Annotated in this window: 17 protein-coding genes and 1 tRNA gene; 9 read left to right on the top strand and 9 right to left on the bottom strand. The window is 39.4% G+C overall.

Annotation, left to right across the window (positions count from 1 at the left end; genetic code table 11):
• Nucleotides 1–233: 233 nt before the first annotated feature.
• The 5 genes from H3299_RS04840 to glmS all read left to right on the top strand — a co-directional run bounded on the left by H3299_RS04840 (nucleotide 234) and on the right by glmS (nucleotide 7,093).
• Complete coding sequence (locus tag H3299_RS04840) at nucleotides 234–449, top strand: cold-shock protein (RefSeq protein WP_182419167.1); 216 nt, start codon at nucleotides 234–236, stop codon at nucleotides 447–449.
• Nucleotides 450–889: 440 nt separating this feature from the next.
• Nucleotides 890–1,390 (top strand): BA14K family protein, encoded by a 501-nt coding sequence (locus H3299_RS04835; protein ID WP_182419166.1) that lies wholly within the window; start codon nucleotides 890–892, stop codon nucleotides 1,388–1,390.
• A 418-nt stretch (nucleotides 1,391–1,808) separates the two neighbouring features.
• Entirely contained in the window at nucleotides 1,809–3,995 is a 2,187-nt protein-coding gene (locus H3299_RS04830) for an anthranilate synthase (RefSeq protein WP_182419650.1), read from the top strand.
• 226 nt (nucleotides 3,996–4,221) lie between these two features.
• The gene (locus H3299_RS04825; protein ID WP_371739801.1) at nucleotides 4,222–5,121 is read left to right on the top strand and encodes a cation diffusion facilitator family transporter; all 900 of its coding nucleotides are present in this window, start codon (nucleotides 4,222–4,224) and stop codon (nucleotides 5,119–5,121) included.
• Nucleotides 5,122–5,272: 151 nt separating this feature from the next.
• Nucleotides 5,273–7,093, top strand: a complete 1,821-nt coding sequence (glmS, locus tag H3299_RS04820; protein ID WP_182419164.1) for a glutamine--fructose-6-phosphate transaminase (isomerizing) — start codon at nucleotides 5,273–5,275, stop codon at nucleotides 7,091–7,093.
• A gap of 257 nt (nucleotides 7,094–7,350) precedes the next feature.
• Here the strand turns inward: glmS and H3299_RS04815 are convergent, their stop codons facing one another.
• Nucleotides 7,351–7,842, bottom strand: coding sequence for an Hsp20 family protein (locus tag H3299_RS04815; protein WP_182419163.1), 492 nt, complete (start codon nucleotides 7,840–7,842; stop codon nucleotides 7,351–7,353).
• 251 nt (nucleotides 7,843–8,093) lie between these two features.
• On the opposite strand from H3299_RS04815, the gene H3299_RS04810 reads away from it, so the two are divergent.
• Nucleotides 8,094–9,083: an alpha/beta fold hydrolase gene (locus tag H3299_RS04810; protein ID WP_182419162.1), complete on the top strand. Its 990-nt coding sequence runs from the start codon at nucleotides 8,094–8,096 to the stop codon at nucleotides 9,081–9,083.
• A gap of 30 nt (nucleotides 9,084–9,113) precedes the next feature.
• Here the strand turns inward: H3299_RS04810 and hisN are convergent, their stop codons facing one another.
• On the bottom strand, nucleotides 9,114–9,899 hold the full coding sequence (gene hisN, locus H3299_RS04805; protein WP_182419161.1) for a histidinol-phosphatase: 786 nt from the start codon (nucleotides 9,897–9,899) through the stop codon (nucleotides 9,114–9,116).
• Between the two features lie 255 nt (nucleotides 9,900–10,154).
• Nucleotides 10,155–11,045, bottom strand: coding sequence for an N-formylglutamate amidohydrolase (locus H3299_RS04800; RefSeq protein WP_246708146.1), 891 nt, complete (start codon nucleotides 11,043–11,045; stop codon nucleotides 10,155–10,157).
• Nucleotides 11,046–11,585: 540 nt separating this feature from the next.
• Here H3299_RS04800 and cpdR point away from each other — a divergent pair.
• Nucleotides 11,586–11,948 carry a cell cycle two-component system response regulator CpdR gene (gene cpdR / locus H3299_RS04795; protein WP_182419160.1) on the top strand — a complete coding sequence of 121 codons (363 nt, stop codon included), beginning with the start codon at nucleotides 11,586–11,588 and terminating at the stop codon, nucleotides 11,946–11,948.
• An 11-nt stretch (nucleotides 11,949–11,959) separates the two neighbouring features.
• Here the strand turns inward: cpdR and H3299_RS04790 are convergent, their stop codons facing one another.
• Complete coding sequence (locus H3299_RS04790) at nucleotides 11,960–12,415, bottom strand: hypothetical protein (RefSeq protein WP_182419159.1); 456 nt, start codon at nucleotides 12,413–12,415, stop codon at nucleotides 11,960–11,962.
• A gap of 199 nt (nucleotides 12,416–12,614) precedes the next feature.
• Here H3299_RS04790 and H3299_RS04785 point away from each other — a divergent pair.
• Nucleotides 12,615–12,689, top strand: a tRNA-Val gene (locus H3299_RS04785).
• Nucleotides 12,690–13,515: 826 nt separating this feature from the next.
• Nucleotides 13,516–14,256, top strand: coding sequence for a hypothetical protein (locus H3299_RS04780; RefSeq protein WP_182419158.1), 741 nt, complete (start codon nucleotides 13,516–13,518; stop codon nucleotides 14,254–14,256).
• 246 nt (nucleotides 14,257–14,502) lie between these two features.
• Here H3299_RS04780 and H3299_RS04775 read toward each other — a convergent pair whose 3' ends face one another.
• The 5 genes from H3299_RS04775 to H3299_RS04755 form a co-directional block, all read right to left on the bottom strand.
• Nucleotides 14,503–16,110 (bottom strand): DUF2497 domain-containing protein, encoded by a 1,608-nt coding sequence (locus H3299_RS04775; RefSeq protein WP_182419157.1) that lies wholly within the window; start codon nucleotides 16,108–16,110, stop codon nucleotides 14,503–14,505.
• Nucleotides 16,111–16,642: 532 nt separating this feature from the next.
• Nucleotides 16,643–17,989: a TolC family outer membrane protein gene (locus H3299_RS04770; RefSeq protein ID WP_182419156.1), complete on the bottom strand. Its 1,347-nt coding sequence runs from the start codon at nucleotides 17,987–17,989 to the stop codon at nucleotides 16,643–16,645.
• 232 nt (nucleotides 17,990–18,221) lie between these two features.
• The gene (locus H3299_RS04765) at nucleotides 18,222–18,896 is read right to left on the bottom strand and encodes a protein-L-isoaspartate O-methyltransferase (RefSeq protein WP_182419155.1); all 675 of its coding nucleotides are present in this window, start codon (nucleotides 18,894–18,896) and stop codon (nucleotides 18,222–18,224) included.
• 247 nt (nucleotides 18,897–19,143) lie between these two features.
• Nucleotides 19,144–19,845 (bottom strand): SDR family NAD(P)-dependent oxidoreductase, encoded by a 702-nt coding sequence (locus H3299_RS04760; protein WP_246708143.1) that lies wholly within the window; start codon nucleotides 19,843–19,845, stop codon nucleotides 19,144–19,146.
• 212 nt (nucleotides 19,846–20,057) lie between these two features.
• The gene (locus H3299_RS04755; protein WP_182419154.1) at nucleotides 20,058–20,432 is read right to left on the bottom strand and encodes a hypothetical protein; all 375 of its coding nucleotides are present in this window, start codon (nucleotides 20,430–20,432) and stop codon (nucleotides 20,058–20,060) included.
• Between the last annotated feature and the right edge of the window lie 165 nt (nucleotides 20,433–20,597).

The following is a 20,597-nucleotide window of genomic DNA, read 5'->3' as shown; positions in this document are numbered from 1 at the left end:
ATATCGCAATCTCTTTTTTGTTCGGGGCAATTTACGGACATAGAAAGATAGTAATGAGGCATTTTAGGCCAAAAGCGCTTAATCTGTCATGGTTTTATGGAAACCCGTTATAGCTTCTCTTTCCATATTACAAAAACTGCCTTTGAACGCTGCTTGACTTTTCAGCAGTCAGGCGGTCTAGTTATAAAGCTTTTTAATAAAAGCCAGATATTATACAAAGGAAATTGAGAATTATGGCTCAGACGGGTGAAGTTAAGTTTTTTAATAATGAAAAAGGTTTTGGATTTATTAAGCCAGATGACGGCGGTCCAGATATTTTTGTTCATATTTCAGCGGTTCAAGATTCAGGTCTGCCCGGCTTGAACGATGCACAGAAAGTGTCCTATGACACTGAACCTGATCGTCGCGGCAAAGGTCCTAAGGCAGTAAATATTTCTGTTACCGGTTAATTTTATAGCCATAATTGAATGAAGGCCCGGTCTCCTTTTTGGTTGCCGGGTTTTTTATTATTCTTAATATATAGTTTATTTCATTTTCGCGATAGATAAAGCTCAGCACTGCATACTTAGAAACCAAACAATTTTGTTTTTAGCACTTAAATATTTAGCATTGAAACATTATGTGACACTTTGCACAAAACCTAAAATTTACAAAAAAATAACCATAAAATACAATCAATTAAACTAATTTCTACAAAGAAAAATACATTTATCGATTATCCTCCAACATTGTTAGTAAATTGTTCATAATCCATTCAGATGCCATCATCAATAATCGAACATGAAAGCGTTTCCAGACAAACCTTGGTTAGAGTCATAAACTCCAAACCAATTAAAACTGGAAATGACCTCATTATTAAGGTCAATGATTCCAGATGATGGAGTGTATTATGAATAAATTTTTAAAAATGTCTATTTTATCCTTCGCAGCTATCGCGTCCGCTTCAGCCCCAATGTCGCAAGCCTTTGCTCGTGGTCCTTATGGACCTGGTCCTGGCCCTTACTACGGTGGTGATGGCTATTATGCACCGCCGCCGCCTCCTCCGCCTTATCGCCATCACTCTAAGCGCCGTGACCATAGCGATGCCATTGCCGCAGGTGTTATCGGTTTGGCTGCTGGCGCAATTATCGGCGGAGCTTTATCGCAACCAGCGCGACCAAATGTGGTTTATCAAGCACCACCACCGCCGCCAGCTTATTATCCAGCGCAGCCCCAGCCCGTTTATCAACAGCCGCGCCCTATTTATCAGCCACAGCCTGTTTATCGAGGATTAGATCCATGGACGCCCGGCTGGTATGATTATTGTTCACGAAAATACCGTACATTTAACTCACAAACAGGTACTTTCCGTGGTTATGATGGCCGAGATCATTTCTGCAATGTGCCTTAGGCAATTTTTCAAATGACCTCATTTTAGCTCGCCTTGATAATAACAATATGAGGCGAGACACTATTTGAATAACTTAAATTTTTTAAAAATTATAACGCTGCACCCCCTGCAGCGTTTTTTTATTTTACTATAAAAGAAAACGAAATTTGTAATCTAAACCACTAAATATCGCAAAATAAGTGACGCTACAGATTAAATGAAAATCTCATTGCATAATTTTAATTTTGCGGTTAAATAGATTTCCATGAAAACATGTCAAAAACAAACACGCATTTTTAATATTTGGTGGTGGACCTGCTTATAGCGGTCGTTTTTTGCATGTGCATTTTTTAGGTGCGAGGCCGCAACGGATAACCGAGCGGCCTTTTTAATTTTCCGTTTGGTCTATTCTTGTGACACAACGGGAGAATGTCCAATGATGAAGGACGGATTAATTTTGGAAAATACATCTTTTAAATATACCACAGATGGTGGCATCGATATTATGCGTCATCGTGATTTTATCGCCTATGAAGGTGCAACCGATAAAATGGTTGATGCACTTGATAGCCGTCTTGGTGCTTTATTTTCCTCAAACTATGAATATCCAGGACGTTATACCCGCTGGGATACGGGCATTATTGATCCGCCATTAAGCGTCACATCATCAGGAAGAAATTTGTCGATTGCAGCACTCAATAGTCGCGGTGTCATTATCTTAGCAATGATCAGGCCAAATATTGAAGCACTAAGCGATATTGAAATCACATCAATTAGTGCGGAAAAACTAAGCCTATATATAAAACAACCAACACGACGCTATACGGAAGAAGAACGGTCGAGACAACCTTCGGTATTTACGGTTTTGCGTGAGATTGTAAAAATTTTTCATTCTGATGCTGATGAAAATTTGGGCTTATTTGGTGCATTTGGTTATGACCTTGCATTTCAATTCGAGGCTATCGATTTCAAGATAGAGCGTGAGAAAGATCAGCGCGATCTTGTGCTTTATTTGCCTGACAGCATTTTAATCGTTGATCACCATGCCGCAAAAGCATGGATTGATCGCTATGATTTTTCAGTAGCTTCCCTATCTACTGTTGGCGTTGAAAATGATAGCCAAGGCCAAGATTTTAAAGTTTCCACCGCTATTCCACCGCGCAGCGATCATAATCGCGGCGCTTATGCCGATCTTGTGCGTGAAGCAAAGAAAAGCTTTGCCTGTGGTGATTTATTTGAAGTTGTGCCAGGACAAACGTTTTATGAGCCTTGCAAGGACTCGCCATCTGCAATTTCACGGCGCTTAAAAAAGACCAATCCCTCCCCCTATTCATTCTTTATCAATTTGGGCGAGCAAGAATATCTTGTTGGCGCTTCGCCTGAAATGTTTGTGCGGGTGAATGCCCGCCGCGTTGAAACATGCCCTATTTCAGGCACTATCAAGCGTGGTGAAGATGCAATTGCCGATTCAGAACAAATATTAAAACTACTCAATTCTAAAAAAGATGAGTCAGAGCTTACCATGTGTTCTGATGTGGATCGCAATGATAAAAGTCGCGTTTGCGAGCCTGGTTCCGTTCGGGTTATTGGCCGCCGTCAGATTGAGATGTATTCACGCCTTATCCATACGGTTGACCATATTGAAGGGCGTTTGCGCGATGATATGGATGCCTTTGACGCTTTTCTTTCTCATGCATGGGCAGTAACAGTAACAGGCGCGCCTAAATTATGGGCGATGCGTTTTATTGAAGAACACGAAATGAGTTCGCGTGTTTGGTATGGCGGCGCCATTGGCATGGTGCATTTTAATGGTAACATGAATACTGGCCTTACCCTGCGCACAGTGCGGATTAAAGATGGAATTGCCGCAGTTCGCGCCGGTGCAACTTTGCTTTTTGATTCAAATCCTGAAGAAGAAGAAGCAGAAACAGAGCTTAAAGCTTCGGCAATGATAGCAGCTATTCGCGGCGCAACCCAAAGCCATAATGATAATGTTGCCCATCGCGCCCAAAAAATTGGTGAAGGTGTTTCGGTTTTACTTGTCGATCACGAAGATTCATTTGTGCATACGCTTGCTAATTATTTTCGCCAAACGGGTGCGCATGTTACAACATTGCGTAGCCCAATTAGCAGTGAAATGCTTGAACAACTATCTCCTGATCTTGTGGTTTTATCACCTGGCCCTGGCAATCCAAAAGATTTCGATTGCGCTGCAACAATTCGCCGCGCACGCAACCGTAATTTGCCAATTTTTGGTGTTTGCCTTGGGCTACAAGCGATTACTGAAGCCTATGGCGGCAGTTTGAAGCAATTACCCATACCTGTTCATGGTAAACCATCGCGCATTAAAATTCTTGAGGCAGGAACTGTTTTTGCTGGCCTACCGGAAGAAATTACCATAGGTCGCTATCATTCGCTTTATGCGGATAAAGCCACATTACCAACCGACTTTATAATCACAGCAGAAACAAATGATGGGATTATCATGGGAATTGAGCACAAAAGCGAACCAATCGCTGCAGTACAATTTCACCCTGAATCGATTATGTCTTTAGGGGGGGACGCAGGTTTACGAATGATTGAAAACGTCATTGCCCAACTTCCTAAAAAACGCAAAATTCTTTAGAGAAATATGAACATATAGCTAACTAAAATTTTAGCTAAAATAATAGAAAACACTTAAATCAAAGCTATTTTACATTGTCTTATGTAAAATAGCTTTTATTGATATGACCCAAGTTTTGAACAATCAAAGAGTGGTTAGATACCATTCTAAATTTGGTAATAAACGGGTGATATTGGGTTGAACAGATCTTAATTAAAAGCAGGATGCAATTCAAATGGCTGGCAATATGAAACTTATTAATCGGATGGCTATCATGTCCATCCCTGTATCTCTTGCTGTATTAGGGCTTAAATATCTTGCTTATTATGTAACTGGCTCCGTCGCGCTCTATTCTGATGCCATTGAATCAATCGTTAATGTTATTGCAGCTCTCGTCGCTTGGTTTGCTATCCGCATCAGCCACAAACCAGCAGATCATAATCATCCATTTGGGCACCATAAGGCCGAATATTTTTCTGCAGTGCTTGAAGGTGTTTTAATTATTATTGCCGCATTATTGATTATCAACGAGGCTTGGGGGGCACTCAGAGAACCACCTGCCATTGAAACTCCAACCTTGGGTCTTGCTGTTAATTTTGTTGCCAGTGTTATTAATTGCGTGTGGGCGGTATTATTGATACGGGTTGGCAATCGTCTACGCTCACCCGCACTTCTTGCTGATGGACACCATTTAATGACCGATGTTTATACCTCTGTTGGTGTTTTAATTGGTCTTTTTGCAGCTATTATTACAGGTTGGCATATTCTTGATCCATTATTGGCCATTATCGTTGCAATAAATATTCTTTGGCAAGGTTGGAAAGTTATCAATAATTCGGTACAAGGATTGATGGATGTTGGTGTGGAACTCGAAGAAACCATGCGCATACGCGACATTGTATCTGCAAATGCCGATGGTGCAATTGAAGCCCATGATTTACGCACCCGCCTTGCTGGCCAATTGACATTTATCGAGTTTCATTTGGTTGTACCTGCGGCTATGACGGTTGGAGAATCTCACAAAATTTGTGATCGTATTGAAGATGCTTTACATCTTGAAATTCAAAACAGCAAAGTTGTCATCCATGTCGAGCCAGAGGAGGAAGCAAAACTTCCCCCCGGCACAACAGCAGTACCATTTGCATGATTGCAACGAATTTTGCATGATTAAAGCCAAGTTCAGTCACCACAAAAATTGAAATCACATTTTTAAATGATTGTTCTTGGCTTATTAACTATTGTATTGGACAATTGTTCTAATACATATAGAACAGATTTTTAAATTAACGGAGCTATTTATGTGCGGCATTATTGGTATTCTTGGAACAAGACCAGTTGCACCATTATTAATTGATGGTTTAAAGCGGCTTGAATACCGGGGATATGACTCGGCTGGCGTTGCAACCCTTGAAAACGGCATTTTGAAACGCATGCGCGCCGAAGGTAAGCTCGTCAATCTTGAAGAAAAGTCAAAATCGCATCCGCTTGCTGGCACTACAGGCATTGGCCATACAAGATGGGCTACCCATGGCATGCCAGTTGAAAAAAATGCTCATCCGCATATGACAGAACAAGTTGCCGTTGTGCATAATGGCATTATTGAAAATTTTTCGGAATTAAAGGCAGAACTCTCAGCAAAAGGGTATGAATTTAAAACTGAAACCGATACTGAAACTGTCGCCTATCTTGTAGAACAATTACTTATTGCCGGCAACACTCCCAAAGATGCAGTTGAAAAGGCATTAAAGCGCCTTAGCGGTGCATTTGCACTTGCCTTCATTTTTAAAGGTGAAGACAATTTAATGATTGCAGCACGCCAAGGCCCCCCTCTTGCCATTGGCTATGGCGATGGCGAGATGTATGTTGGCTCAGATGCTATCGCCCTTGCGCCATTTACCGATCGCATTAGCTATTTGGAGGATGGCGATTGGGCTGTTCTTACCCATGATAGTGTTAAGATTTATGATGGCGAAGGCAATGAGGTAGAACGCACAGAAACCCGTGCGACAGGAGCTTCATTCCTTGTCTCCAAAGGCAATCATCGCCATTTCATGCGCAAAGAAATGTTCGAGCAACCAGAGGTCATTTCCCATACGCTTGCCAATTATCTTGACCTAGCAAAAGGCAAAATACGCGCGCTTGAAGGTATTGACTGGAAAAAAATTAGCCGCTTATCTTTCGCAAGCTGCGGCACCGCATTTTATTCAACCCTTGTTGCTAAATATTGGTTTGAAAATCTGGCGCGTCTTCCAATAGACAACGATATTGCATCAGAATTTCGCTATCGCGAACCGCCGCTTGATCCAAATACTTTGGCGCTTTTTGTTTCTCAATCGGGGGAAACGGCGGATACTCTGGCTTGCCTTCGTTATTGCCGGCAGCAAAATATAGCAACGGGCGCAGTGGTAAATGTTGCCCATTCAACTATGGCACGTGAAGCAGATAGAGTTTTTCCAACCCTTGCCGGCGCAGAAATTGGTGTTGCATCGACTAAAGCCTTTACGTGTCAATTGGCAGCCCTTGCTGCATTAGCGATTAATGCTGGCGTTGCGCGCGGTTTCATTGATGCAAAAAAAGAAGAAAAGTTAGTAAAAATATTGGCGGAAGCACCGCGCTTTATCAATCAAGCTTTGAAGCTTGAAAAATCAGTTGAGTCTATTTGCACTGAATTGATGAGCGTTAAGCACGTGCTTTATCTTGGCCGCGGCACATCATATCCTATCGCCTTAGAAGGCGCATTAAAGCTCAAAGAATTATCTTATATTCATGCTGAAGGTTATGCTGCAGGTGAATTAAAACATGGGCCTATCGCCTTAATTGATGAAACCATGCCGGTAATCGTTGTTGCGCCTTATGATCGCTGGTTTGAAAAGACGGTTTCCAACATGCAGGAAGTTGCAGCACGTGGTGGGCGGATTATTCTCATAACCGATGAAAAGGGTAAAGAAGCCGCCAATATGAAAACTTTAGCAACTTTGGTTATGCCTGAAGTACCAGATTTAATTGCACCACTGGTCTATGCAGTACCAATCCAGCTCATTGCATATCATACCGCCTTATTATTGGGCACTGATGTTGACCAGCCACGCAACCTTGCAAAGGCTGTAACAGTAGAATAATTCAGCAAGTAAAAACTCTAGAAGCAGACTTAGAGCACCGATCTGATTGAATCAGATCGGCGCTCTAATCCATTGTTTACACCGCGTTTTTTGCTTGAAAACCGCTTCACACTTTTCGGAAAACGCTCTAGAATAAAATAAGTCTGCTTTTTATATGCAGCGTGATATTTATCATCAAGTTAAAAAAGGTTGCAGACAAACATCTGCAACCTTTTCATTATTTTGCTATAGTAAACCAACTTTAATGGAAGCTAATATTATTCAGCCGCTTCAACTTCAATCACTTTTGATGATGTTTCAACACTAGTGGCATTATTGTTTGCAACATTGACGTTGATGCGGCGTGGCTTCATTTCTTCAGGCACTTCGCGCTTTAGCTCAATATGCAATAGGCCGTTCTTTAATTCTGCACCGACTACTTCTACATGATCGGCAAGCTGGAAGCGGCGCTCAAAAGCCCGTGTAGCTATGCCACGATAGAGAAATTCGCTTTGATTATCATCATTTTGTTGAGATGATTTATTAGCTTTTATAGTCAATTGATTTCGATGGGCTTCAATTTCTAATTCATCTACCGAAAAGCCAGCCACCGCCATCGAAATACGATAGGAACTTTCGCCTAAACGTTCAATATTATAAGGCGGATAGCTTTGTGCACCTTCTGGCTGAGAAAGTGTATCAAACATATTAAATAAACGATCAAAACCAACAGTTGACCGATATAATGGTGTAAAATCTACTTGACGCATAATTATGCCCTCCTTTAGAGCAACATGAATTTGCAAGACTAAAATCCCACAATGGGCGATTTTTATTTGCACGTAACCCCAATAGTGGCGGTCACATTTACCATGTGGGTAGAGAAATACTGGTTTTCAAGATTTATAAATAAAATTATTTTAACCATTTAATAGCCAAAGCAGTTTAGTCTATTAATGAAAAATTTTAATGCCATAACCGCCTTGGTTACTTATTAAAACCTTAAGCAATGTGATTGATAATGATTGAAACAATATCGGCAATTGATAGTAAAACAGACTACATAATGGTGCGCAAAAACCTATCAATGCGTTATATCATTTCCAAGCCACAAAGCAGCGTACCAAATGGAACGATCTTGCTTTTGCAGGGCTATGGCAAACAGGTTGAAGACTATCAATCATCTATTCACAAATTGGCAGTGCGTGGCTTTTTTACTATCTGCCCTGATTTTATCGGCCAAGGAAAATCAGATAAATTGCGCGGCGACAAATGGGGCGGTCATGTCAAGGATTATCGCAGATTTATTGACGACCTTGATATATTATTTACCAGAATTATTTTAGAAAGCTTACCGGCCCCCTACTATATTCTAGGTGATGATATGGGAGCAATCATTGCGCTTACGGCTCATGATTTATTTGCCGGCAAAATCAGACGACAAATTCTTGTTTCTCCACCATTAACACCTAGCAATCACAGCAATAATGGTTTTTTTCATAAATTTTGCCGCATATTAAGCGATAGCGGATTGGGGCGTATTAGAACAACACGACCTTTATTATTAACCAAAGAACTACCAGAAGCTCCAGATAGCGAAGATAGTACTGCTATTATACATAACAATAAACGCGCGTACCCAAGCCTTGGCTGGTATTCTACTATGCTTGATGCCATAGGCTATATTGGTTCAAGCCATTATATCGACAATATGACCATTCCAACTCTCGTCTATCAGCCTAATCAAGATAATTTTAGCAGTTCGCCCAAAAACCGCGAATTTGTTTCTAGATTACGAATGGCACAATTGATTGATTTGCGCGGCGCGCCCCATGATATTTTGGCAAGTGAAGAAAAGTTTACAAGGCAATTCTGGCAAGGATTTTCAGCCTTTATACCAGGTTCATCCTTTATGCCCAATTTTAAGCAAAAGAATAAATCGTACAATAGCATTGCCGCTACCAATTCGATTGATAGTGGTGACACAATGCTAAAAATTACGGCACAATAAGCTATATTGGTGAGCAAACCATTTCCAAACTTAAATGGCTTTGGCTAAAATTTCCATTGCTTTTTCATGCAATTGGGGCGTGGCCGCCGCAACTATGTTACCTGCTTCCTCTGCCCTTCCGCCATCCCAACGACTAATCACGCCACCAGCCTTTTCAATAATCGGAATAAGCGCAACAATATCATAAGGTTTTAATCCAACCTCTACCACAAGGTCAACAAAGCCAGCAGCTAACATCGCAAAAGCATAACAATCGGTACCAAACCGGGTCAATTGAGCCTTTTCCTCTAAACATGCAAAAGACTCCCCCTCCTTACCTTTCAATAATTGCGGCGCGGTTGAAAAAAGCGTTGCATCTTTAATATGAGTAGTATCACGACATTTTATCATCTGGGTTGAGCCATTATGACGTAAAAAACTTCCCTCATCATTGGCAAAGAACAACTCACCCGTGAATGGTTGGGCCATCATGCCAGCGATAGCATCCCCCTTATGCAATAATCCAACAAGCGTACCCCAAACCGGCAAACCTGAAATAAAAGCCCTGGTGCCATCAATTGGATCAATCACCCAAACAAATTCACGCTCTCCACCTTCAATGCCACCCTCTTCACCCAAAATACCGTCTTGTGGTCTATTTTGTTGTAAAAATGCTCGCAATGCGGCTTCAGTCTGCTGATCTGCCATTGTGACTGGATCAAAACCATCAACTTCTTTATTATTTACAGTCAAGGCTTGTCGAAAAAGCGGTAAGGACTGACTCGCAGCTATCTCATTTAACTTACAGAAAAATGTTTCATCATAAAATGCCGACATAATTAGTCCCCTTACACGCCTTATTTACATAAAAATAGAATATTTTTTAATCGATTAGTATTTTATGTCATTTTTTTGGTCAAATTGCATTGACCTTACGGCCAAATTATTTTAATTCTTGGTTAAGCAATGTTTCATTGCTACCTAGATAAACTTGGCCGCATACTTTTTAAGTATGCGGTCCTTTTATTTTATAGCCATCCATTATTCAAAATATTTTTTAATTAACTAGCCTAAAATTAAAAAGAAAAAATACTATTCTGCTGCATCTTGCTGCAAGATAAAAGCACTGTGTGACAATTGTACCAATTGCTCTACAAAAAATGACATATTTTTCTTTAAAGCATCAAAACCACTATCAGGCTCCAAAGTCTCTGGATCAAGATAAAGATCGCGATTGATTTCAATTTGTAAAGCGTGGAACATATGCAAAGGCCGCCCATAATTCATGGTTATAAAGCCTCCAGCATAAGGCTGATTACATTGGACGTAATAGCCCATTTCGCTTAATAGCTGCGCTGCAAGGCGACTAAGCTGTGAAGCGCAGGAACGGCCATAAACATCACCAAGAACAAAATCGGGTTGGCGTGTTCCTTGAAAAAATTTCAATTGCCCAGGCATGGAATGGCAATCTATCAAAACTGCATAGCCAAATTGCGCTTTTATCTGTTGCAATTCAAAATCAAGACAAGTGTGATAGGGCTGATAAATATGCTCAATACGATTTAAAGCAGCTTTGGCTGAAATACGTCCAGCATAGATATTTTTACCCTGAGCTACAATTTTAGGAACACTACCAAGCCCGGCTAAAACACGCGGAGAAGGTTTTGGTACAAAATTTGGTAATGCTTCTTCAAACATTTGATGATCAAGCTCAAAAGGTTCTCTATTCACATCAAGATAGGCACGCGGAAAATCAGCCAGCATGAGCGGCGCACCAAACTGCGGCACAGAACCAAAAATTAAATCAACATAACGATCTTCAGATAACCGGATATCAAAATCATTAAGACGGCTCATTTGCAAAAATGACGCGGGATATTGCCGCCCCGAATGAGGTGAATTGAAAAAAAATGGAACAGTTTGGTTATGCGGACGCATAATCCGAAAGGGAAGTTGCCCACCAAAATCAATATTTGCAGCCATTTATCTGCTATCCCACATTACCCAATTTAAACTACGAGATTAAGCGCTATTAATTAACAGTATAATTTTCAATATTTATATGCAATGACATCAGGCACTGCCCAAGCAATATCTTTTATCATCAAGCTTGAAGGAGCAAATCAATCACACGTTACTCTCTCCAAAATCTATTGATCCTAACCGCAGCTTTAATAAAATTACTTTAACAAATAAAACCAATAGATTGAAATAAAAAGGATTTTTCAACAGCTATTTTTTTGTTTATTTAAAAATTAATGGATATAATGTTATGATAGGCTTATAAGATTTACAAGGAAAAATAAGCCGATATTTATCCAACCATGACAAATCTTGCCCTTATTAGAATGCTGCTAAAAAAGCAAGCAAGACACGCCTGGTTAAGATAACAGCCTGTTGGTATTAACCAAGAATGAAGAGGATTAAATCTCTTTATTTCCTTTTTACCAAGACTTGCTATTATCGATTCTCAAATAGGGTCACACCTTAAATAACGGCTTTAATTAAAATTTGGATAGGTCGATGAAACGTATTCTTCTTGCTGAAGACGATAATGATATGCGCCGCTTTTTAGCCAAAGCGCTAGAACGGGCAGGTTATGAAGTAACCGATTTTGATAATGGTGTTAGCGCTTATGAGCGTTTACAGGAAGAGCCGTTTGAGCTACTTTTAACCGATATTGTCATGCCTGAAATGGATGGTATTGAACTTGCACGCCGTGCAACAGAGATTGATCCAGATCTTAAAGTAATGTTTATTACTGGCTTTGCCGCAGTCGCGCTTAATGCAGATTCGCAAGCACCAAGTGATGCGCGTATTTTGTCCAAACCCTTTCACTTGCGTGAATTGGTAAGCGAAGTGCAAAAAATGCTAATCGCGGCGTAAAAATAGCCATTTTAGGATATTAAATATGTAAAATATTTAGCTATGCAAAACCTTGCATGGCTTTTTATGCGTTCTAAACATTTAAATAGCATTTTCTCATAATAAAATAACTTTAGGATGCATACTACACGAATATTGTTTTCCCTTATAAACAATAGAGTTGAACTCAAAGCCAAAAATAATCCATCTTCATGCTGTTTTATATTATCAATGAACCCTAGGTAATTCTCAGCCTCAATATCGCTATAAATAATGGCAAGTTGATTATCTTGGTTTTCACAACGAAAATCCCCCTCGCCTTCTTCATAGAAAAAGCAAATATTTTTGGTTTGCTGTTTATTTTTAATATTTATCAAACCAACAATTTCAAAATTATCCATTTTGGCAAAGCCATTATAAACATCAAATACATCATCATAATCTAAAAAGAATGCGAATGAATATTTGCCGTTCTTTTTTATATACATTGTCCCACCCCGATATTACTCTTGCGCAATTTCCTAAAAAACAGAAGCCTAGAACCTCAGCCCCAAGAACCTAAACACTAATAATCTAAACACTGGGCAACTTTATCCACAATTACAAAATATTTAAAAAATAAACTAATTTTGCTAAAAATACCATTGACTGCAAGACACTAATATGGTCTATGACGCGACATCAAATGGGCGTGTAGCTCAGCGGGAGAGCACTACATTGACATTGTAGGGGTCACAGGTTCAATCCCTGTCACGCCCACCATTTGATTAAATCCTCCTCATTACTTATTAAAATAATCTGTTTTTATAAAACAATTGGCCAAGTTGTAGAACTATTTGGGCTAAGAATGCTAATTCTTATAGCGGCTTAGCTTGTCTATATTTTCTGTAGCAAGCCTTTCTTATCAGCCTATTTTGTAAATAATAATGAGAGATGTAGAAATATTCATAGCCATTGATGATTATCATAAGACAAACGTTCTCTTTGCCGCTTGAAACTTTCAGTAACCATAGCTTTAGACATTATGAAAAAACTTATATCCAAGCCTCCTTTGACTGCGCCAATATATATAAATAGTGCACGCTAAAAATGCCCTGCCAAATCTACATCTTACCGGTCAGAAAGCGCGCAGGCTTCGATCAACTCACAATGGATGGATTTACCACTTTAAGGTCTACTCGCTCTGTAGATGATCCATACTGGCCTCAGTAGATGCGCTTAAGCACTTTATGGTTTTGCATTGGCCATAGTGCTCGTTATAGCAAAGTTAAGTCGGTTAAAAGACAATAAAAATCGAACGGTTGTATGTGCTATGATCAACCTTGATGCCACGCCTAATAACAGCTCTTCAATAACCGATGGCTTAAGCAGTAGCTAAGATATCAGTTGATAGCTAGAATAATGATGATTGTATCAAAGTGGCGCCCTTTAAAATCATCCCTTGCCCAACCCCCCCTTATATGCTGAAATAATTTATTCTTTAATCTTTCTAGCATCTATGCCTTCCTAAAATAAGCAAGCATCATTTCAAAATTTTATATTTTTGCGTTAATACAGATTACAAATAATATTAGCGACAAGGCCAAAAATGAATAATATTGATACGTTTCAAATAGTTGACGGAATAAAAATTACAACAACTAGTAATTTAATTATTCCGCATGCTAAATTAAGATTTTTCTTAGATGAAACAGGGGCGTTTGTTGATTTTATTTCTTCTAAAAGACCATACATATGTACAATTGACGGATTAGATGATTTTTATGACACAATATGCTTTGCTGAAGACAATAGCTTCGCATCTATTCGGTCCATTGCACCTGATCGTATAAAAAAAGTAAAAACACCTGGCATTATAAACCATGGTTTTCTTAGTATGTGCGGCAAAATAAATTGTTTCCCACGAGTAAAATTCCGATATTTGAATAAACAAAAAAGATATTTGATCTGTTTCAATGAAACTCATGGATTATCCAATGCAAATATTGTTTTATTTACTAAGGATTTTGGATTTATAATTAAAAATAAAAAGTATATTGGATGGTACATCCAAAATCCTTTGAACTATTTATGTAATGAAACCATTGATGCGCCTAATTATTTAAAAAGCATTAACGATGATGATTATGAGTTACTTGATGCCTTTTTAAATATTAATTCAGACAATAGATATTTTAAATTAAATGGTGATGATAAAAAATTAGCCATTGAATTATGGGATGCTATTTCGAATTTAACTTGTAAAGTTAAAAACGAGCACATAAAAGAGATTTTTATAGTTGCGGCTAAAAATTATTATGAATGGAGAATAGGACATTTTCCTAATTAATAATATGGATACTATTTCAAATAGCTGACAGAAAAAAATTACAAAATCAAGTGTTTTTTTTGCTGTGACAAATATAAAATCTATACATTTCATCTGCTGAAAAAATATCTGTCTTGCAACTAACAAGGGTTAATATTAAAATATCAGGTCACATTAGTGGCACCACAATAAAAATTATTACAATACAAATAAAAAGCCATGTATTAACGAAATACATGGCTAAATATGTAATCTTATTTAATTGCCTTAACGCAGCTGTGCCTGGATAACGCGCTTTATTTCTTCGCGCAAAACTTTTTCAAAAAGTTCACTAAAGTGCTCATCAAGCCATTTAGCAATATAGGGCCGTAACAAGTTTTCAGCTGATTTTTCAAAATCAGCTTCCAATGCCCTATCAATATTATCCATTTCACGCTTTACCTCTGCTTCTATCATTTCAGCAGCTTTCTGCTCAACTCGCGTTGGCTGTGTGCTTCTGGACGATACGCTTTGTGGGCGAAGCGGCGCCTGCGGCAAAGATGAGGCCGTTTGAAAAGCTGAATCCTTGGCAGGAATACTCATAAATGCTGATCGCAAAGCTTGACTTAAAAAATGAGGCTTTGATGGCGCAGAACGTGGAAACGGTACGTTATGGGGGGCATCAGGCACATCTAACTGGCCTTGAGGTACAGCTAAATTACTGGATTGTCCTTGCGCAAGTATTTGCCTTTCATCTTGCACAGCGTCAATATTTGGCTGATTAACACTAGCCGACACAGGACGACGATTAGGATTTAGATCATTGGATGCATGCACCTCTTGAGGCAATGGCTGCGAACTTGCTCGCAAATCCCGCCTATCATCAATATGTGGTTCTGCATTAAAATTGGGTTGCTGAATCGGCGCACGTCTTTCAGCACCTACATTATGCGTAACATTATTTTGCGGAGCAACCTGATTAGGGCGTGTATTTGGATTTGCAACACGCGGCTGAGGGGGCATTTGACGATTGCCATTTTGCTGCGCAGCAGCATTCAACTGCATTTGTTGATTACGTACAGCACTTTCATTTTGTTGGGATGCCTCCCTTTGTTGTGGTAGGGGTCTTACTTGCGGCATTTCACGTTGACGCACCGGATCGACTTGCGTTTGTGGAGCTAAATGCGGTTGAGGCGCAGCTTGATTTGGTGCATGAATGGGAGCAGCACGCTGTTGCATTGGCTGCCCTTGAAATTGTGCTGTTTGATCTACTGGATTGGGATGCCGTGCCTGAACTGCGCTTATAGGCTTATTAATAACGTTTTGCGTATTATTAATATGTGCTGGAGAACTGTTAACATTACCTGCATTATGGCTTGTGTTCATGGTACGAGCTTGTGTAAGCGCAGGATTTGAAACTTGTGCTTGCGGAGCTCCTTCGCTAGGGGCGGATTTAACAACCATAGCTGCCGGCGGTGGTGGAAGATGCGGCCTATCATCACGTGCAATTCCGTCATTAGCTGCCCCATCTCCTTCCTCATTATGGCGCAAACCAATACGTGCAGCCAATGCATTCATGGCGTCTTGTACAGGTGGCGCTTCAGAATTAACCTTCCCGACATCACCATATTGTTGAATATCAAGCCTTAAAGCACGGTCATCGCCTTGCAAGTTACGTGGCATTGTAGAAGGAGATGCTGGATTTGGATTTACTCGCGTTTGGCTTTCACCAACAGCGTTACGCTGTACTGGAATAGCTGGCTCATGCGCATTTACATCTTGCCTATTTGGATTTCTATTCGGTGAAGGTCCCGTATTTTCTTCGATGATCTCACGAATAGATGCGAGAAGCTCATCCATGCTTGGCTCTTGCATTGCATTTGGATTTTGTGCCATCAATCCCACCTAACTCTCAGTAACTGCCGAACATAATATTTCAATATATGATATCTCTTATTTACTCGTAACCATGAGATAATCCAGCGTAAACAGACAGCCCTTCATATTTTGTAACAATATTTGTTAAATTTAAAAATAAAACCAACATTAGTATATTTTTTTTAATAATTACATTCCAGTCCCAAAAGACTTTTTTCATCGAACTTAACATTTTTTTTGCTAATAAAACTCCAGATCAGCCTTAGGAATCGATAAAAAACTATAATAAGAGCCAATTCCAATTTTATGGCGACAAATGCGCTATCGATAACATTCTAAAATAACGATGATTCGATTTGATTTGATATTAAAAAAGAACAAAATATTAGTTTTCAATTTAGAAAAAGGGAATTATTTCAATCAAATCAGCAAAAAAACATGGGGGAATATAATTAAGGATTTAATATCAAATAATGTATTTTTTTTCACACCAAAGGTTATATCGGATGCTTTAAAATCCAGCACCTATTATAACTATATATTATATGATCTAACGAGAAAATGGCGTTTTCAAACCAAACCATTTAAATCGTACAGCATCAAAATGAATTTTGGGATCATAGTGAACAACTTGCAAATTTAACTGTTGAGCACTCATACGCCCAATCGCGACCACTAGCCCGTAACTGGCTACAACTGCATCACGTTCGGCAGATACTAGACTTACCTGAGAATCAATAAGCATACCCCGAGAATTTAAAACATCAAGGGTAGTTGCTTGCCCGACTCGATTTTCCTCAATACGTCCATTCAAAGCAATTTTATTCGCAGCAACACTATCACGATAGGCTGCAACAGATGCCCTAGCGCCATCTAATTGAGAAAGCGCGGCGGATAGCTCTTGGCGAACCTGATCAACATAAACATCAACCTGAATCACCGCCTGACCCAACTGCTCTTTGGATTGACGAATTTGTGCAGATGTGCGACCACCTTGATAAAATGGCACTGTTAAAGCAAGACCAATCGAGTTGGCTCTGCCACTCGTCCCTGGGCCATCATAAACCTCATTATAAGAGCTTGCGACCCTGAAGTTCACTTGTGGCAGCAATGCGCCTTCATTAGCCTTAACCCGATAGGACGCCGCATCGACAGCGTAACGAGCAGACAGAATTGCAGGATGTTCTACTCTTGCAATTTCAAAACCCGATTTTGCATTACGAGGAAGACCGGTAGCTGATACTGGAGCATCCAACTTCTCTGCCTCCACGCCAATCACCTGGCGATAAATCGCTTCTTTTGACTTTACGTCAGCTTTGGCTAAATGCAATTGCGAAATAGCTAGGGCCCGCTGTGCCTCAGATTGCGCAAGATCGGTTCGAGTACCCTCACCAACCTCAAGTTTTGCCCGATCAGCTCGAACTTGTTCATCTAATGCAGCAACATTTTGTTGACGTAAAATAGCGATACGCCGCGCCATGTAAACATCTGCATAAGCTTCAATCGCCGCATAAAGCTGATTTTGTTCACTGTTACGCAAAAATTCGCGTTGCGCAGCAGACTGTAATTCAGCAGCACTAATATTATTTTTTGTTGAAAAACCGTCAAAAATAACTTGGTCAAGCTGAATACCGACCGAGCCAACAGTTGAATAATAGGGATTTCCAGCATTATTACCGCGAGTATAGCTAGCAAATGCAGCTATAGACGGACGGATGCCGGATCGTGCAATTGCAACATTCTCATCACTAACACGAACAGAGGCGCGATCTGAATTGAGACGGCTATTATTATTATAAGCCTTTGAAAGCGCACCCATCAAATTTTCAGCTTTTGATGGGACACTTGAAAGAATCGTGCCTGAAACCAGCAGAGCTGCCAACAGTGCTTTTTTCATATTTTTCACAATCCAAACCAATCTCAATTACCACTTTATCTATTGCTATAGCCTAGCTAATAAATTCGCAACACATAGCTTGCAATTTTTAAGGCAATAAAAAAACTATTACTCATAAAATCGGCAAGCGTTGCAGGAAAACAACTAGAATAAAACTTTCTCTTGCAAAACCGCTTTATTTTCAACCAAGGCAAGATTTAAGCAAACATAGCAAAAAGGCATTTATATAATATTAAAATACAAATTTCGGCTTATTTAAAAATCCAGCAAGAGGTTTTACCGCAAGATTAAAGCCGCGCCGCACAGAAATAACGCCGTCTTCTTTAATGAATAACTGCGCAACTCCAGCATTACCATGACCAACAACCACAACGAGGCGTCCACCTTCACGCAATTGGGAAAATAAATTTTCCGGTACAAAATCTACCGAACCTTCAATAACTATAACATCAAAGGGCGCCTCATTTTTATAACCGTCCTGCAATACTCCATTAATCACAACAACATTATCATAACCATTATTGTCAAGATTATTTTTTGCAGCTTGTGCTAATGCCTCATCACTTTCAAGTGCAATAACCGAACTGCCAAGCTCTGAAAGAACAGCCGCACTGTAACCAGTCGTACAGCCAATATCAAGAATGATATCTTTTTTTGAAACATCGGCAAGTTGCAATAGCTTGGCAAATGGAGCTGCCTCCATGATAAAACGAGCTGGCTGCCCATTTTCAGCAGCTTTCACTTCCACATCTTCATCGACATAGGAAAACTTCTTAAAATCATCTAAAACAAATGCTTCGCGCGGAACAGCAAGAAGAGCGGCCAATACAGAAAGACGGGTAACATCTACAGTGCGAACCTGATTATCAACCATTTTGCGGCGAAGTTCAGCATAATCTATATTCATAAGAAATCCTTCCGGCATTTTTCCATAAAGGCAGCAACCTGCCCCTATTTATCGCCGCCAAGCAAAGTAGATGTCTACTCAAAATCAAAAAATAAATTCGATTTCATTAACTGCTTAGACTTTTTTGATTGGACAACCTTATAAAGCGGTTATTAGTGAGTATTTTTTTAATGCATTAAACTACAAAGCATAAGGCAGTGAAAGCATTTAATAAAATGCTAATCTTTGTAACCTTTACCATATTTCTTTATAGGGGGCGCAATTCAACATTAAACGACCAAGCCCCGCGCGGTTGGTGCGCGATATGCCATAATTCCTCAGCAATATCATTGGGTTGAATAAAATAATCATCATTATTGCTTCGGTTCATCGACCATTGCACATCAATTACCGCATCAATAACCACATAAGCAACATGAATACCTTTTGGACCAAGCGAGCGAGCAATTGATTCTGCTAAAATTCGTTGCGCAGCTTTTGTAGGAGCAATGCCCGCAAAATTACTTTTACCGCGAATAGCTGCAGCATTACCTGTTACAATGAAAACACCATGGCCAAGCTCAAGCATTAAAGGCGATAATTTGCGTGTCACATGCAAAAACGCCATAACGTTAGTGTTAAAATTCATGGCGAGTTGCATTGGGTCGATTTCCAAAAAATCACCAAAAACCCCTTGGAAAGCATTAAACACAACAACTTGCGGCAAACCATGATTTGCAATAATTTCATTGAGCTGATGATCAAAAGCTTCAATATTGGTAATATCAACTGGATATCCAAAAGCGCCTTCGATTTCAGCTTCGTATTTTTCAAGTCGGCCGTGATTTCGCGCAATCATAGCAACATCATAGCCGCCAGCAGCAAAACGCTTCACCGCTTGATAACCAGTCCCCACACCAACACCAATCACTAAAGCGCAAGGATTTTTGTGCATGACTGGCTCTTCCATTACGTGCTCCATAACCGTTTTGTGCAAAAAGCACATGTCTTAAATTTGACTGACCATTTAAAAAATCTTTAAGACCTTTTGATAGCATAAGCCATATTTTTTTTCATTTAATTGAAAAAAGTTATTTTAAACGCAAAAACTCAGCTCAACTTATTAGATAATTAACTGCTTCTTCAAAGACATTGATTGTCACGGCTGTTAAACCGCAAACATCAGCGCTCCAATGTTTTCTTAAACTCAAAAAGCTCATTTATAAATCTGCTATCACAGATATTTATAAAAGATACAATGCCTTGTTCAAGCTTTTTAACCTCTATATTGCGGTTTAAAACTGTTTCAATACCCAAGATCAAAATCGATGGTTCTTGAACGACAACAAAAAGACTATTTTTATAAAAATGGAATTGATTTTGTGTATCAAATAAAAACCTTATACCACCAATAAATATGATCTCATATTGCTCATCAATAATTGTTTCTCGCAACTCATAGACTTCATCAAAAGGCCGACCGATAGAGCCCTCTGGAATAAAAATGGCATATTCGCCTTTAAGTAATTCCTTTTTTGGATTTTTTTTAAGAAACATCAAAAATGCTTTCATAGATAATGGATAACTTATTTTCCGGCTAAGTATCTTAATCCTGAAGCTATCATATTTTTAAATTTGCATATGACACCGAATTGAAGCATATTACTGATTACCGGCTGATTACAAAATTTATAATTTTTTCCTACTAATAGTCGATTTGTA

This window comes from Bartonella sp. HY038 (assembly GCF_014117425.1).
Taxonomy (GTDB): Bacteria; Pseudomonadota; Alphaproteobacteria; order Rhizobiales; family Rhizobiaceae; genus HY038.
This window is presented reverse-complemented; position numbering and strand designations above follow the sequence as displayed.

Excerpts from the sequence above, each read along its gene's own strand:
- H3299_RS04840 (WP_182419167.1), top strand. The coding sequence starts at position 234 with ATGGCTCAGACGGGTGAAGTTAAGTTTTTTAATAATGAAAAAGGTTTT.
- H3299_RS04770 (WP_182419156.1), bottom strand. The coding sequence starts at position 17,989 with ATGAAAAAAGCACTGTTGGCAGCTCTGCTGGTTTCAGGCACGATTCTT.
- H3299_RS04755 (WP_182419154.1), bottom strand. The coding sequence starts at position 20,432 with ATGTTTCTTAAAAAAAATCCAAAAAAGGAATTACTTAAAGGCGAATAT.
- H3299_RS04780 (WP_182419158.1), top strand. The coding sequence starts at position 13,516 with ATGAATAATATTGATACGTTTCAAATAGTTGACGGAATAAAAATTACA.
- H3299_RS04815 (WP_182419163.1), bottom strand. The coding sequence starts at position 7,842 with ATGCGTCAAGTAGATTTTACACCATTATATCGGTCAACTGTTGGTTTT.
- H3299_RS04835 (WP_182419166.1), top strand. The coding sequence starts at position 890 with ATGAATAAATTTTTAAAAATGTCTATTTTATCCTTCGCAGCTATCGCG.
- H3299_RS04810 (WP_182419162.1), top strand. The coding sequence starts at position 8,094 with ATGATTGAAACAATATCGGCAATTGATAGTAAAACAGACTACATAATG.
- glmS (WP_182419164.1), top strand. The coding sequence starts at position 5,273 with ATGTGCGGCATTATTGGTATTCTTGGAACAAGACCAGTTGCACCATTA.
- H3299_RS04790 (WP_182419159.1), bottom strand. The coding sequence starts at position 12,415 with ATGTATATAAAAAAGAACGGCAAATATTCATTCGCATTCTTTTTAGAT.
- H3299_RS04825 (WP_371739801.1), top strand. The coding sequence starts at position 4,222 with ATGAAACTTATTAATCGGATGGCTATCATGTCCATCCCTGTATCTCTT.
- H3299_RS04830 (WP_182419650.1), top strand. The coding sequence starts at position 1,809 with ATGAAGGACGGATTAATTTTGGAAAATACATCTTTTAAATATACCACA.
- hisN (WP_182419161.1), bottom strand. The coding sequence starts at position 9,899 with ATGTCGGCATTTTATGATGAAACATTTTTCTGTAAGTTAAATGAGATA.
- cpdR (WP_182419160.1), top strand. The coding sequence starts at position 11,586 with ATGAAACGTATTCTTCTTGCTGAAGACGATAATGATATGCGCCGCTTT.
- H3299_RS04800 (WP_246708146.1), bottom strand. The coding sequence starts at position 11,045 with ATGGCTGCAAATATTGATTTTGGTGGGCAACTTCCCTTTCGGATTATG.
- H3299_RS04760 (WP_246708143.1), bottom strand. The coding sequence starts at position 19,845 with ATGGAAGAGCCAGTCATGCACAAAAATCCTTGCGCTTTAGTGATTGGT.
- H3299_RS04775 (WP_182419157.1), bottom strand. The coding sequence starts at position 16,110 with ATGGCACAAAATCCAAATGCAATGCAAGAGCCAAGCATGGATGAGCTT.
- H3299_RS04765 (WP_182419155.1), bottom strand. The coding sequence starts at position 18,896 with ATGAATATAGATTATGCTGAACTTCGCCGCAAAATGGTTGATAATCAG.